Genomic DNA, 14,061 nt, shown 5'->3' with positions numbered 1-14,061 from the left:
CACCAACTAAGAAACTATAATCGTCGCTTCCATCGTATAATGACCGAACCCACAGTATTCCGCACAATGAACTGCATAGCTACCAGGTGTTGAGACTTTTAGGTAAATAATATTGAATCGTCCAGGAATCATATCAAGTTTAATTGACAATTCATGGCAATAAAAGCTATGAATAACATCTGTACTAGTTAAATTTAACTTATAGGATTTATTAACCTGTAAATATACAATGTTTGTTGTAGCATTTCCAGTTTGTTTATTATAAAACTGGAAGTAATATTGGTAGCCTACTACTAGAATTTCTTCATCATATTCTTGATCAGTCAAATAACTTGTAGTTACTGGAAGACTTGAAATGAATAGAATAACAACAATAATTGCAGCAAATAAGATCCATGCTAATTCAATCCTAGTTTCATTCTGAATTAGCTTTCTGATGGTTTTAGAACCCGCACGGAAACGTACGAGAATATAGGTCATTAAACCATAAACAATCCCTGCAATTAATAAAGAAAAAAATAAAACAACAGCGAAAAGAGACTCAAGTTGAGGGGTGTATTGGGATCCTCCTTGTCCAATGGTTTTAGAAACTAAATTCGTGACTACATAAAAAAAACCTCCCAAGCTTAAGAATTTGACAATATAATTATTCCTCATTCGTCTCATCCTTTAATTTTCACTTATTTCATCTATTTAAGATTTTTTTCGTGATATTATCTGAAAGATTTTTCTTTAGTGATTTTTTTAAATCAGATATACTAATGTGAAAAGAATAATCCAAACTAGGTCTACAAAATGCCAATAGAGTCCTACTAATTCGACTGCTCCATAATTTTCTTTTGTGAAACCCCCACGATAGGCTTTTAGTGTTGTAAAAAATACCAGCAATACCCCAAAAAATACATGAAGCCCATGTAATCCTGTTTGAATGTAAAATGTAGAACCAAATAGATTTGTTGCTGGTGTAAATTGTTCCTGAAATAAATTAGAATATTCAAATAATTGAATTCCTAAAAAAATTGTGCCTAATGTACAGGTGGCTGCTAAAAACTGCCATAAATGCTTTCTATTTCCATATTGAATTGCTTCAACCGCCTTAACCATTGTAAAGCTACTTACAATTAAGATAAAAGTATTAATGGCTGTAAGAGGTATATTAAGAATGTCTCCTGGATTTGGCCAATTAGCTCCTGATGCGATTCTTAATCCAAATGATGTGCCAATTATCATAGAAAATAGAATTACTTCAGAACCCAAAAATATCCAAACCCATCCTTCCTGAGTGTGCTTAAACAAATTCTGAGTATAAGCCTCATTAAAAATAAAACCAATAAGTAAAACGAAAAAAATCCACAACAAAGCAATTGCAGAAATTTCCTGACCTTGAGTAAATAAAAGAATCGCATAAGCAACGAATAAAGTTCCTATTGCCAAGGCAGCTGGCCATAGAACCACCTCATGAACATATTCAGTAGAACTGTTAGAAGGATCTTCTTCAATATCTTTTGGTTTTTTGCTGAATCCAATTAGTATAATAAGTATTAATCCAAGAAATGCAGCTAGGAGCACAATTGGTAATAAATCACCACCACCCCCAGGTAGGAAGTCAGATAGTATAGGAATGTCATAAATAAGAGTGCCTCCATAAACAATTATTGCTCCCGCTCCAGCAACCATTGTCAAGATTAAATAGCCAAAGATTTGACTACCAAGATAGAGAATTTGAATTAAAAAATTTTGTTTGTTATAAAGACGTTCATGACGATAATTAACAAAGTAAATGCGTATTAAACCCGCAAAGATAAAAAAATAAGTACCAAAAATTGACCAAATTACTTTATATGAAATTATTTCGCTCTTTCCTGCTAATTCGATACCCAAAAACAGGTTATCAAGATTTATATTTGATATTCCAATGTTTCCAGAAGCATCTAGGAATCCAGCAATTGCTGCAATAAATAACATGAATAAACCATAAATCAAACATATAAACGCGACAAATTCAAATTTATCAAGAATCTGAATAAATTTAGCCTCAGAAATTTTAACCCTTCTGTCAAATAGTAATGAAAATGGTTTTTTCTGAAATAGATTGAGAGCATTTAAAATTGATATGATAAAAACGATTATACTTGTTATTAAACTAGCTGCAAGTAGTGCGATATGAAAATGTAATAAAATTGGGTGTAACTCAGCCATTCAAGATTCCTCCTTATTATTATGTTTGTTATTGAGTAATTTACGCCCTTTATTATCTACATAAATTAATAAAATAAAAAGAGTTAAGAAAAATACGGTCCCTAGTAAGAATGGTGGTCCAAAGTCAACAAAATACGGACTGGCACCCTGTAAATTAAGTCTACCCGACCCACGAGTAGTTTTAACATGTTGAACTTCAAAAGAATCAGAATCAGAGTAGGCCCAAATGATTTTAATATCCCCTGTAAGAGGGATCGGCTTATCGTAGGAATCTTCTGTATTAAGTAAACGTTTAAACTCAATGGTCGTTGTACCGTCTACTTCAGTTCCATTAAACTGAATTATATCAGAAGTACCTCCAAGCTCAGAATCAGGTGGATGAGGTCCTGTTGGTCCTGTACTGAAAGCATCAATGATTTCTACTTCACCAGAGTCTGTAACCCATCCAAAAACCATATCTGCATCTTGCATTAATAAAACAGGATCAATTCCAATAGCTAGCCATCCAGTTGATTTTGCTCTCATTCCAATAATGATTTCATTCCCATTTCCACTCCAAAAAATTTGAAAGTTTCCATCAACAAAACTGATATTATGCATATACTCTCCATCTGAAATGATACCATCTATTGCATTAATTGTTACACGAGCTGAATTTTTATGAACCTGTGATGATGAAAAAACCAATAAATTTACCAATGAGGATAAGATAACTAAATTTATTATATAATTTTGAAAACGATTAGATTTCTTTTTTCTTAATGCCTGTAACAATTTTGAAGAAGTCATAATCAGACCACCGAGTGATAAACATCAAATTAAAGAGCTAGTTAAACTATAGTAGAGTCTTTTTTAAAATTATTATTCATAGAGGTATAGAATCGAAGCAGGATAATATTAGATTCATAAAAGTTTCTTTAATAAAATTACACTCTTACGAAAAAGGAAATTGAGAGGTTTTTCCTAATTAACTTGACTATCTCACATTAAATTCAAAAAGATAAAAATATAATTTAATAAATAGTAGGAAGAGATCAAATATGATCTCTTTCCGATATCGAGCGGATTGATGTTGAATGAGGAAGAAAATTAGTTCAAATTAACTATAGTGAATTTAGGATTATAAAGATTGCTTAAACATCCTTTACTATGATTTTGATCCCTGACTAACTATTCACTATTTATCTCCTTGGAATAGTCGTTAATTAAAAGCAGCGTCTTCATTGATAACGAATTAATAATTATTAATATTAATAGGGGATTGAGAAAAGAAAGTTCATATATCACTATTGTAAATTTAATATTCTTTCTTGTCTTTTTCAGATTTCCAAATTTGTGACAGTTTTTCAGCTTTATTTTGATCTATTAAAGCACTAAGATCTCCATTTTTTAAAAATGTTCCCACAATAGCCCCAGAAATATATGGAAAGACTTGTTGAACGTTTTTGCTTGTCAATCCACTTCCCAAAATAGGTTTAATTCCTGTTAATTGATACAATTTTTGTAGGTCAACAAGATGAATCATTGATCCTGTTTCTCTTCCTGAAACAATTATAGCATCAGCTTTTCCTCGGATTAAAGCATTCTTAGAGGCCTCTTCAAGAGAAAAATTCCCTAATGGAGAAGCATGTTTAACATGAACATCAGCTAATATCATAATGTTTAATCCAAATATGTTCTTCTTTCGAATAACATCATATGCAACGCTTTCTATTTTACCTTGGTCTGTTATATATGTCCCTTCCCATACATTACAGCGAATAAAGGCAGCTCCATGTACTGCAGCCATGATTAAAGCCTGTTTACAGGCATTACGTAAGATATTGATTCCAAAAGGAATTTTTATTTCTTTAACTATCTCTCCCACGATAGTACTCATCACGAGATATTTATAATCATCTAGACGGTATTTTGGAAAGGGATTATCATGAAAATTCTCGATTAAAATGGCATCAAATCCTGTTTCTTGAAGAACTTGTACATCACATAAACAGTGTTCGATTACTGAATCTAAAGATTTTTCACTAGGCCTTGGAAAAGGAGGTAAATGAATCATTCCAATTAAAGGTTTGGTTGTTAGGTCAAAGGAATTAATCAGCTGAGCCATGATACAACCTCTTATTATTCTACTTCATTTATTAAATTATTTGAGAATCTTATATATATAAGATAGCTTTTGATGTAAAGTTTAAAATACTTTTAATCTATTTTCAAATCACCAAACAATTATTACGAAATATTATAACAAAGAAATATAATTAAACTTTAATAAAATCGTTTTATAAAGAGGGATATTCTTGTCTGAGTTTGACACACCAATAATTCATAAAACTTTTATAAAAGCGAAAAGAGAAAAAGTATTTAATGCAATAACTACCTCAGAAGGTCTAGATGGGTGGTTTACTAGAGGTACATCAGTCGATCTCAAGCCTGGAGGAATAATGCATTTAAAATGGGTAAATTGGGGCGTAGATAAAATTACCACAGAGGCAGTTTGTCCTATTATTGATGTAATTATTCCTGAGAAATTTTCTTTTAAATGGTGGGAAGATCATTATACTACTGTTGAAATATTTTTTGAAGAGGTCGAAGGTGGCACTATTGTCATGTTAAAAGAAACAGGTTACCAAGATACAAAGGAAGGTCGTCGAAGATGTCTTGAATGTGCTGTAGGTTGGGGAGAAGCATTAACACTTCTCAAATTTTTTGTTGAATATAATATTAGATATTAAAAGAAATAAACAATCTAGCTAAAATTGGAATTTAGATGCTCGAAATTCATATTTATGGATCATTCAAAACCTTATTTGTTCCAAAAGCTTCTTTAGCAGAAGATACAATAGTTTCACGAGATTTCTTACCAAATGAGGTTTTTAGTCAACTATTAGATCGATTAAATATTAGCATGGAAGTATGTGGGGATTGCTTCATCAACGGTAGATTAGCAAAACAGACTGATATCATTCCGAAGGGAGCAAGAATTGGAATTTTTCCGAAGGGAATGAATTTAATTGATGGAGGTCTATATCTTAAGATATAGTAGATTTATGATCTCTAAAGAAAAATTCTTAAACTAAATCCTATGAAGTTTTCGTGCATGACAAAATATTGTTATGTAATGACGAAGGTTTTACCGACTGATGATCCAAGTTTTTGCTTAGGAAATGATGAGAACTGGCAACTGACTAAACCTTTAGTAGGGAAAGGGATTAATACGGCTCACATTGTACAGATTCCGATTTTTTTCTCCCCTAGCGTGAAATATCATATTATTTTGAATATACTCTCCTTTTTAATTTTAACATTTAACCTCAATTTTAAATATCTCGTTTTTCTATAAATTTAGTGTTCCTTAATAGGTTCAAATTTTTAATAGGGATGAAGTTCAGAAATGAATGAGGAATTATACAACAATGTACGTAAATTTCTTCTACAAAAAAATCTAAATGAAGCGGAAAGCCTCTATTATAGTAATTTGGAAACTAATCTCTCTGATACAAACTTTGAAGCTTTTTATTGGCGTTCACTTATTGAAGCGGAAATTTTTAGGACAAAAAATGAATATAGGATCTCTAAAGAAAAATTAATGGCAATAGTTCGAAATAGATTTAATACATCATTGAATTTTTCTCAACGTCGACGATTATATGGACGTTTAGGAGTTATTTCATATAATCTAGAAGAGTACGAAGAAACTGTTAATTGGTTAGAACCTGTACTCCCTCTTTGTACTGAAAATATAGGAAGATATAATTATTACAATTTTTTTCTGTTAAAATCCCTTAAACAGCTTAATAACCAAGAAAAATTCTCAAATTTTCTTTTCCAAGGATTATCACTGAACCTTAATATTTTTAATGAAACCAGGCCTTCTTCGACTTTAAATTATTTAAATGATCTTTTAGTAATTTTACAAGAAAGCCCAAATTATCGAATTATTATATCGAATGTTGAAAATTTTATTGGAGAATCCCAGAATAATTATGCTGAGATATTATTATCCTATTTCAAAGCCATAGCGTCATCTAAATTAAAAGAATTGTCACAATTTTGTGATCAATTACAAATATGTGTCGAAAAAATAACGCCTTTCTCCAAAGAATTAAAATTCCAACTATATTGGAATCTTAGTTACCAATTAGAAAACACCTTTAGCGATTACCAAAGAGCAAAAGAATTATTAGAAAAATGTTTAATAGACTACCCAAATCCTTGTTGGCAGCGAATATCACTTTTAAATAAGTTAGGTTCTTTATTACGGTTTATAGGAGATTATAACCAAGCAATTAACTATTTAGAAGAATCTATTGATATCAACACCAAATCTATAAATGATACTTGGTATAAATCGTATTCTCATAACACTCTTGGTATGATTCACACATTTTTGGGAGATGTAACGTCTGCACACAATCATTACGGGGCGAGTTTGTCACTTAGTGAGAATTCAAAAGATTTTTATAGTTTGGGTTATGTTTATGGGGCATTGGGTTGGTTAAATTCCAATCAAGGAAGTTTAATAAAAGCGAAACACTATTATGAAAATGCAATCAATACTTTTTTGAAAATTTCAAAATCACCACCCTCAATCATCCTTCTTGCCTATGCAGAAATGTTAGCTCAGCTTGATTTCATAAAAAACCAAGAAGAGATTGAATCTCTATTAAAAAAGGCAGAAAAATTAGTTGAAAAATCTCAACGACCTTTGGATTATGGTAGATATTATAACTCTAAAGCTTATATTCTTCTTCATCAAAAAGAATTTCAGAAAGGACTTAAAACTTTTAGAAAAGCATTGGAATATTCAGAATCTTTTGAAGTTGAGACAAGAACACTTTTAGGAATGAGTCAAGCTTCTCTTGAGCTCTACATTAGTATCGGAGAAGAGGAATATCTGAATAAAACTGAATTGTATCTTAAGGACTTAAAAAATGCTGTAAAAGCTTCTAAAATTATAACAGGAGAGGTAGAACTTCTACTTGGTATCATTACTTTACATAATTTACAATTTTCTGAAGCTAGGGACTCATTTGAAAGACTTTTGAACTTTATACATCTTAATAATCTTACACAATTAGAAGAAAAAGTATATAAACAATTTAAAATCCTTCAAATTCTCCAAAAGCAACAAGATTTAGATGCTTTTGTTCATTCAAGTCAAGAATTCGTCGAATTTAAAACAACCTCGATACGTGAAATGATTGATTATATTAAAGAAATTTTGATGCTTCTTAGTGCATATGATGAGAAATAATGACCAGTAATTCAACAATAAAATTATTTAGCCTAGGTATTCAAGTAAAAAGGATTATCTTTAGTCGAAAATAATAGAATGATACAGATAAAATATTATTAAATTTATACAATTGCTATCTAAATTTCCATTATCTATAAATTGAAAGAGTTGAAGGAATAGTAAATGAATATTACTCAACTAAGAGAAAATTTTCCAGTGGTTGAAAAAGCTATCTATCTCAATCACGCTGCAATTGGCCCCAGTCCATTACCAGTCCAAGATTTAACCCAAAAATGGATGGTTCATCATAAAACTTATGGAGAGTTATATTTCAGACCATTAAATCAGATGTATGAAGAGATAAATAAGGATCGGAGAACTGTAGGTACTTTCATTAACGCACAGTTTCCTGAGGAAGAAATTGCCTTTACTTACAATACTAGCTATGGTCTTGCTGCTATTGCAGAAGGTATTGATTGGAGAAAAGGTCAAGATAAAATCATATTGAATGATCTCGAATATACCTCGAATTCTTACACATATCAGGTATTAGCACAAAAATTTGACCTTGGTACATCTATAATACGGAATAAGAATGGGATTCTAGAATTAGATGATTTTAATCTTGATCAAGATACCCGACTGGTTGCGATATCTCATGTACAATTTGGAAACGGTTTTCGTATTAACCTTGAGGAATTAGCTAAAATCGTCCATGAAGTCGGAGCTTATCTTATAGTTGATGCTATTCAATCATGCGGAGCTATTCCAATAGATGTTCAAAAAATGAATATAGATTTCCTCGTAGCAGGTGGTTATAAATGGCTTCTTGGACCTATGGGTACAGGTTTTATTTATGTGAAGAAAGACCTTGCCAATCATTTAAATCCTTCCTTTGTAGGATCAATGTCTGATATGAACCCAATGAACCTTTCTCATCATGATTATGTTCCTGGAACGGGAGCAAAACGATTTCAAGCTTCATTAGGACCAAATTCAACACTTTTAAGTGAGGCAGTGAAATTTCTAGCAGATATCGGAATAAATAATATATATCATCAGATTGAAAAGCTTACTTCATTGATTATTGATATTGTACTCAACACACCTGAATTTATATTACAGTCTCCTATCAAGCAGAAAAGTATGCGAAGTGGGATTATCAACTTTAAATGCCCACGAGCAAAAGAAATTGTATCTGAATTACGATATTTACCTAAAAAAGTCGCAATTTCCTATCGAGAAGGTGGATTAAGGCTTTCTCCTCATTTTTATAATACAGAAGATGAGATTATTGAAAGTTTAGAACAAATAAAAAAACTTTCACAGAAATAAACTTGATTTCATTAACTCTTTATTTTCTAAAGAATAGAAGTTATTCTTATTCGCCATTTTTTGACAAGCTACTCCATGGACTCTCACCGTGCCACTCACGAATTTTTTTGACAGGACTACCCGCATAAACCGAGTTGGAGTCAAGGGTACGATTGGCAGGAATCACAGAATTTGAAGCTACGATAACCTGATCTCCGATAGTTACACCAGGAAGAATAATGGTACCTGCACCAATTGTACAGTTTTTCCCAATTTTTATTCGCTTTCTGAATAATTCTCCTTGAGAAATAGCATGCCCTCCAATGATACATCCAGTTCCAATCGAAGTATAATCTCCTACTTCAATTAATTCCACATCCCAAAGTCTTGTGTAAATTGCTACACCTTTACCGAGATTTCCACCAAATAATTTATAAAATATGGCAGGAAATATTTGGTTAATGAAAAATTTGTTAACCATATAGTATGCAGTGTCTTGACAAGTCATGGCAATCCCCCATAATGCCATATCTCTTCCAGAAAGGATTCCTTCCTCATTACGCATGAATGATCTAGCGATTTTATGGATCATTGCAAAAACGAATAATGATGAAAAAAGTGTGAATAATAAAGCCATTAAAAGTGAGAAAAAGAGTTGTAGAGGAAATCCTTGAAAAAGCTCAAAGAATATCAAAAATGAATTTACTCCGATAAAAAGTGTCAAAGCAAGTAGTATGATTTGAAAAAGAACCCATGCAACCAGTGTAATCACCTTAAAACGATTATTTTCAATTTATGTAACATTCTGTTCGAAGTTTATTGAGGGAGCAAGATGACCAAAAACTTCTTCTGCAATATCAACTGCTCCATCAAATAAAGATCGGGAGCCATTCCATGTTTTTAATGTTTCAGAATATCTAGCAACAAATTTTTCAAGGAATTCTTTCAAAGCAAACTGAAGCTCAGGATCTTGTTTATTACTAAATATAGCAGCAGAAGCACCTTTCTTTTTTTCAGTCAAAATAAAATGATGTCCATGCTGAACAAGATTTAAATCGCCTTTCTCTTTCATTGTTTCGCTCATAAAGGAGGCGACAGCAGTTAATGCTCCTGCTAGAAGTGTTAATTCAACTGAGATCTCAATCTTTTTTTGGAATAAGTAATCGAAGATTGGTAATCCTCCTTCTTCCATTACTAGTAAGAGTGTGAAGTCTAATGGTTTATAGCTATCAGAAACCCAAAATAAAGGAAACGCAGAAAGAATTGCCAGTATTATCAGTAAATAAGTAAGAAATTCAATATTTCCACCAATTGGAACAATAATCCATTTTCCTAATCCCGATCCAACCCCTAATCCTAATGTTAGAGAGATTAAACCTAGAGAAAAATATCTTCCTAGTCCATCACGAGGTGATAGATCAGCCCAAATTGAGGAATCAAGAGTAGAATGAATAAAAGCAAATGAAATCCCAAGAATCATCGCAGAAAGCAGATAACTTTCAAAACTTTCTCTTTGCAGACCAAAAATCAATGTCGAGAAAACGATGCCATATATTGTAACAACAATAAGGCTTTTTCGCCCTATTCGATCAGCAAAATATCCTGCAGGCAGTATTGCTATTAAATCACCTAGTAAGACAATAAACCAATAAGTTTTATCAGTAGGTAATTCAAATTGACCAACACTGGGAATAGTTACGCCTAAATCAACATTAAATTCCATCCCAATTTTAGAGAAACTCGTAATTACAAGTCCAACCATTGCATAAAGTAGGAAATGAGTGATTAAATAAGCCTTTACAGAACGTCTTCCAACTATTTTTCCAAATTTAGTTGGCCATTTATCATTTTTCCAAGGAGTTCCTAAATCTCTGGATATTAAGAAAAAAATTAGGGTCAATAGGAATCCAAGAACTCCTATTATTGGCAAAATTACAGCCCAGCTGTGGCTAAATAGCTCTGTATCAGTAAATCGATGAGAAATTAGCCCTCCTACTATAATACTAATAAGCGTGAGTATTATAAAAGAAAAAATAACAACTGAATAAGTCTTTCCCCTACTCCACATATCAGTAAGACCACCAAACAAAGTACCGCTACTTGATAATAATATTGCAAAGGAAATAACTAGACAGGTTAAAGAAAGAAGTAAGATGAAGCTTTGATCGATCGTAAATGTAAAAAAAATTATTGAAATAGAACTTCCTAACATACCGATTATCGTAGTAAGACGTAATCGTTCAGGATATTTGTCTAAATAAGCACCAGTAAAATATAGTGCTATTATAACCAAAATTAAAAAGAAACTTAATAAAACAAGTCCAAAGCCTGAAAAGGGATTATTTGGAGAGTTTTCAACATAATCTAAGATGTCAAATAAATAGATTAAAAGGAGGAGAGAAGCTAAAATCCAAGAGAAGATCGAGGGAATTGTTATTGTTAGTATAGTTTTAACTTTCATTCTTTCACTATCCTAATCTGGGAATTTTTTATTCTTATGACTAAGATTAGTCTCATAACAGAAATTATCTCTATATATTACAATTTAATCTTGATAATAGCGAATCATTTTTCCATATAGAAAAACTTGTTGCTACCAACTTTTACCACTTCGAGCTGGGATTAATGGACCAAATATTTCCTCTGCGTCTTGAACTGCAGAATGAAAAATTGAAGACAAACCAATCCATTTTACAATATCCTGTTGGAATCGTAAACAAAATCTAAAAACAAATTTATCAAGATTCTTTTTTATTTCAGAATCTAATTTGTTTGTAAAGATTGTTCCAAAGATTGTTTTTCCATCCACAGTTTTTACTTTAGATTGAATAATAAAAACATTACCATGGCGAACCAAATCTAAACCACTCCCTGAATTTTCATCAATTGCTTCAAATATTGTACCTAAAGCTGATAATGCTCCACTAACCAATGTTAAATCCTTTCGAGATATATCATCTTGAGATTCAAAGTCATGATGAAACATCAAAATACCACTAGTTGAAACAAGTAAAAGGTAAATTTCAAGGGGTTTATAGGAATCAGCAATGAAAAATAAAGGTGATAAACTCAAAACAGCCAGTGCAATTAATAGATATGTAACTATATCAATTCTACCTAATGGTGAAATTAAAAATCCAATTATAAAACCTAATCCAATCCCCTGTAATAATGAAGTAATATTTAATGCAGAATAACGACCAATTGAATCTAAAGGGGCTAGATCTGCCCAAACTCCACTATCTATCGAAGGATGCATCATTGAGAAACTTATCCCTAATAAAATAGCAGATACATAATACACAACATAAAAATCAGTAACTGCACCAATTAAAACTGAAAAAACAATCATATAAGTTCCAAAAACAAATAAATCTTTTCTCCCAATACGATCAGAGAGTTTTCCCATTACTATAACTGAAAAAAGATCCCCTAAAAATACAAGAACCCAGAATAGATTTGGTTCAATGACCATTTGAGAAATTGTTGTGAAGGCTACCCCAAGCATTATATAAGTTAGGAGATGAGCTATTGTATAAGCTTTAACGGATCTTCTTGTTATTATTTTCCGTGTAGAAGTAGGAAATTGATCATTAACCCATAGAAATTTAGTCTTAGTATAATAAAAAATAATAATTGATGCAATTAAAGAAAAACATCCTATGATAAACAGCGGGACATCAACATTTGATTTTAAGATTTCAAAAATAATAATAAAAATTAATGCAATAAACATGCTAGTAAATACAGCACAAGAATAAATAAAACCTCTATCAGTAGACTTTATATTAACTGTAAATATTGAATGAGCTGCAACAGCAAGTATTCCTAGACTAAATCCTAAAAATGGTAATCCAATTATTATAAAGTGATTGAACGATAAACTGAAAGCGGTACAAATGAGAGAAAGGCCATTTAATAATAATGATCCAGCTATAAGCTTTATAGTATAGGTAGGTTGTTTATCAATAAAGTAACCACTTCCTACTATTGAAAGAGTTGAAATACCAGTTATTATAAATAATAAAAAAGTCCCAAAACTCGTAAATGGATTTGACATTTCTGTTAACGGAATGGAATCTAATAGCTCAAAACCATATATGAATATGAAGAGAGAAGTTTCCAACCAGACTAATGTAACAGGTAATAGGATTAAAAATAGTTCAAATTTCCGCATTTCTGATCACAAATAGTAATCAAAGCATAAGTAGAAATTTGGTAATTTAAATTATTTTAGCTATTACATTCCCTGGAGAGAAATTTGAAAATGCTTGAAAATGAATTATTCAAAAAAATAAAAATGTATAATGAAGTATTTGGCCCAGTGGGGAGAGAAGAGCAAGTACAGGAGTTAGTAAAGAAAAATTGGGAAAAGTTTGGAGTCTTAACAAAATTTGATAATATTGGGAACCTTTTTGGACGAATTGATGGAATAGGTCGGCATTGGGCCATCGTAGTTCACGCTGACTCTATAGGTTTTATAGTCCAACAAGTTCTTGATGATGGTTTCATAAAATTATCGTTTAATACAGCTGCAACAACCCCTGATGCGAGATTCTTATCTGGAGTACCACTAAAATTCTTTACACGAAAAGATACTATCGTAAAAGGGTATTTTGGTTTAAGAAGTGGTCATATAGCTGGTATCGAAGGTAAAGTAACACCTATTCTTTTCGAGGATCTCTTTGTTGACATTGGTGTTTCATCCAAACAAGAGGCGATAGATCTAGGAATCGACATTGGAACTCCCGCAGTTTTTGATATTGAGGTGAAAACAATTCAAAAAAATCTTGTTGGTCCCTCTATGGATAACCGAATAGGTTTAGCTGTTCTTAACTTACTGTTAATGGAATTAGTCAAACTAGAAAAAAAACCTAATCTTACTCTTATTTCAACGGTTCAAGAAGAAATGGGTTTAAAAGGAGCTACTGCAGCTGCCAAATCAGACCAGTTTGATACAGTAATAGTATTAGATATAGGATTATCAGGTGATATTCCAAATACTGATAAAGATTTTATCCCAACAGCTCTAGGAAAGGGCCCTATAATAGTTTATAAAGATTTTTCAGTGCATTATCATGATTCATTAATCAAAGAAATTGAAATATTGGCTGATACAGAAGCTATTCCAATTCAGCGAGCAGTATTTAAGAATTATCGTACTGACGGAGAAGTATTTTTTATGGAGGGACATTCAACTGTGATGCTAGCAATTCCATGTCGCTATACTCATACATACTTTGAAACAGTACGGAAAGAAGATATTTTTAATATGGTAAAATTAATCATCCATTTGATTAATCCAAAATAAC

12 protein-coding genes are annotated in these 14,061 nt (G+C 31.6%); 5 read left to right on the top strand and 7 right to left on the bottom strand.

The features are described 5' to 3' along the window. Positions 1–6 precede the first annotated feature (6 nt). From ACWVCY_RS09370 to ACWVCY_RS09355, 4 genes are all read right to left on the bottom strand, one after another. On the bottom strand, positions 7–657 hold the full coding sequence (locus tag ACWVCY_RS09370) for a cytochrome c oxidase subunit II (protein ID WP_455142358.1): 651 nt from the start codon (positions 655–657) through the stop codon (positions 7–9). Between the two features lie 87 nt (positions 658–744). Further along, positions 745–2,199 carry a cytochrome c oxidase subunit 3 gene (locus ACWVCY_RS09365; protein ID WP_455142356.1) on the bottom strand — a complete coding sequence of 485 codons (1,455 nt, stop codon included), beginning with the start codon at positions 2,197–2,199 and terminating at the stop codon, positions 745–747. Further along, complete coding sequence (locus ACWVCY_RS09360; RefSeq protein ID WP_455142354.1) at positions 2,200–2,988, bottom strand: DOMON domain-containing protein; 789 nt, start codon at positions 2,986–2,988, stop codon at positions 2,200–2,202. It abuts the gene before it with no gap. A 508-nt stretch (positions 2,989–3,496) separates the two neighbouring features. Beyond that, a complete protein-coding gene (locus ACWVCY_RS09355; RefSeq protein WP_455142352.1) occupies positions 3,497–4,306 on the bottom strand; it encodes a BtpA/SgcQ family protein in 810 nt (269 codons plus the stop codon). A gap of 190 nt (positions 4,307–4,496) precedes the next feature. Here ACWVCY_RS09355 and ACWVCY_RS09350 point away from each other — a divergent pair, with 190 nt between their 5' ends. From ACWVCY_RS09350 to ACWVCY_RS09335, 4 genes are all read left to right on the top strand, one after another. After that, complete coding sequence (locus ACWVCY_RS09350; RefSeq protein ID WP_455142350.1) at positions 4,497–4,931, top strand: SRPBCC family protein; 435 nt, start codon at positions 4,497–4,499, stop codon at positions 4,929–4,931. Between the two features lie 35 nt (positions 4,932–4,966). Continuing rightward, positions 4,967–5,239 carry a hypothetical protein gene (locus ACWVCY_RS09345; RefSeq protein ID WP_455142348.1) on the top strand — a complete coding sequence of 91 codons (273 nt, stop codon included), beginning with the start codon at positions 4,967–4,969 and terminating at the stop codon, positions 5,237–5,239. Positions 5,240–5,590: 351 nt separating this feature from the next. Next, positions 5,591–7,453, top strand: coding sequence for a tetratricopeptide repeat protein (locus ACWVCY_RS09340; RefSeq protein ID WP_455142346.1), 1,863 nt, complete (start codon positions 5,591–5,593; stop codon positions 7,451–7,453). Positions 7,454–7,618: 165 nt separating this feature from the next. After that, positions 7,619–8,770 carry an aminotransferase class V-fold PLP-dependent enzyme gene (locus ACWVCY_RS09335; protein WP_455142344.1) on the top strand — a complete coding sequence of 384 codons (1,152 nt, stop codon included), beginning with the start codon at positions 7,619–7,621 and terminating at the stop codon, positions 8,768–8,770. A gap of 46 nt (positions 8,771–8,816) precedes the next feature. Here ACWVCY_RS09335 and ACWVCY_RS09330 read toward each other — a convergent pair whose 3' ends face one another. The 3 genes from ACWVCY_RS09330 to ACWVCY_RS09320 form a co-directional block, all read right to left on the bottom strand. After that, entirely contained in the window at positions 8,817–9,443 is a 627-nt protein-coding gene (locus tag ACWVCY_RS09330; RefSeq protein ID WP_455142342.1) for an acyltransferase, read from the bottom strand. Between the two features lie 99 nt (positions 9,444–9,542). Then, positions 9,543–11,210, bottom strand: a complete 1,668-nt coding sequence (locus ACWVCY_RS09325; protein WP_455142340.1) for an MFS transporter — start codon at positions 11,208–11,210, stop codon at positions 9,543–9,545. A 132-nt stretch (positions 11,211–11,342) separates the two neighbouring features. Next, positions 11,343–12,926, bottom strand: coding sequence for a hypothetical protein (locus ACWVCY_RS09320; protein ID WP_455142338.1), 1,584 nt, complete (start codon positions 12,924–12,926; stop codon positions 11,343–11,345). A gap of 90 nt (positions 12,927–13,016) precedes the next feature. Between ACWVCY_RS09320 and ACWVCY_RS09315 the strand changes: the two genes are divergently transcribed. Continuing rightward, positions 13,017–14,060 carry a M42 family metallopeptidase gene (locus ACWVCY_RS09315; RefSeq protein ID WP_455142336.1) on the top strand — a complete coding sequence of 348 codons (1,044 nt, stop codon included), beginning with the start codon at positions 13,017–13,019 and terminating at the stop codon, positions 14,058–14,060. Position 14,061 lies beyond the last annotated feature (1 nt).

This window comes from Candidatus Hodarchaeum mangrovi (assembly GCF_975850365.1).
The sequence above is the reverse complement of the archived record's forward strand: the minus strand, read 5'-3'. Positions and strand labels throughout refer to the sequence as shown.

Bases quoted from the DNA above. Each gene is read 5' to 3' on its own strand.
- ACWVCY_RS09370 (WP_455142358.1), bottom strand. From the start codon at position 657: ATGAGGAATAATTATATTGTCAAATTCTTAAGCTTGGGAGGTTTTTTT.
- ACWVCY_RS09365 (WP_455142356.1), bottom strand. From the start codon at position 2,199: ATGGCTGAGTTACACCCAATTTTATTACATTTTCATATCGCACTACTT.
- ACWVCY_RS09360 (WP_455142354.1), bottom strand. From the start codon at position 2,988: ATGACTTCTTCAAAATTGTTACAGGCATTAAGAAAAAAGAAATCTAAT.
- ACWVCY_RS09355 (WP_455142352.1), bottom strand. From the start codon at position 4,306: ATGGCTCAGCTGATTAATTCCTTTGACCTAACAACCAAACCTTTAATT.
- ACWVCY_RS09345 (WP_455142348.1), top strand. From the start codon at position 4,967: ATGCTCGAAATTCATATTTATGGATCATTCAAAACCTTATTTGTTCCA.
- ACWVCY_RS09340 (WP_455142346.1), top strand. From the start codon at position 5,591: ATGAATGAGGAATTATACAACAATGTACGTAAATTTCTTCTACAAAAA.
- ACWVCY_RS09335 (WP_455142344.1), top strand. From the start codon at position 7,619: ATGAATATTACTCAACTAAGAGAAAATTTTCCAGTGGTTGAAAAAGCT.
- ACWVCY_RS09325 (WP_455142340.1), bottom strand. From the start codon at position 11,210: ATGAAAGTTAAAACTATACTAACAATAACAATTCCCTCGATCTTCTCT.
- ACWVCY_RS09320 (WP_455142338.1), bottom strand. From the start codon at position 12,926: ATGCGGAAATTTGAACTATTTTTAATCCTATTACCTGTTACATTAGTC.
- ACWVCY_RS09315 (WP_455142336.1), top strand. From the start codon at position 13,017: ATGCTTGAAAATGAATTATTCAAAAAAATAAAAATGTATAATGAAGTA.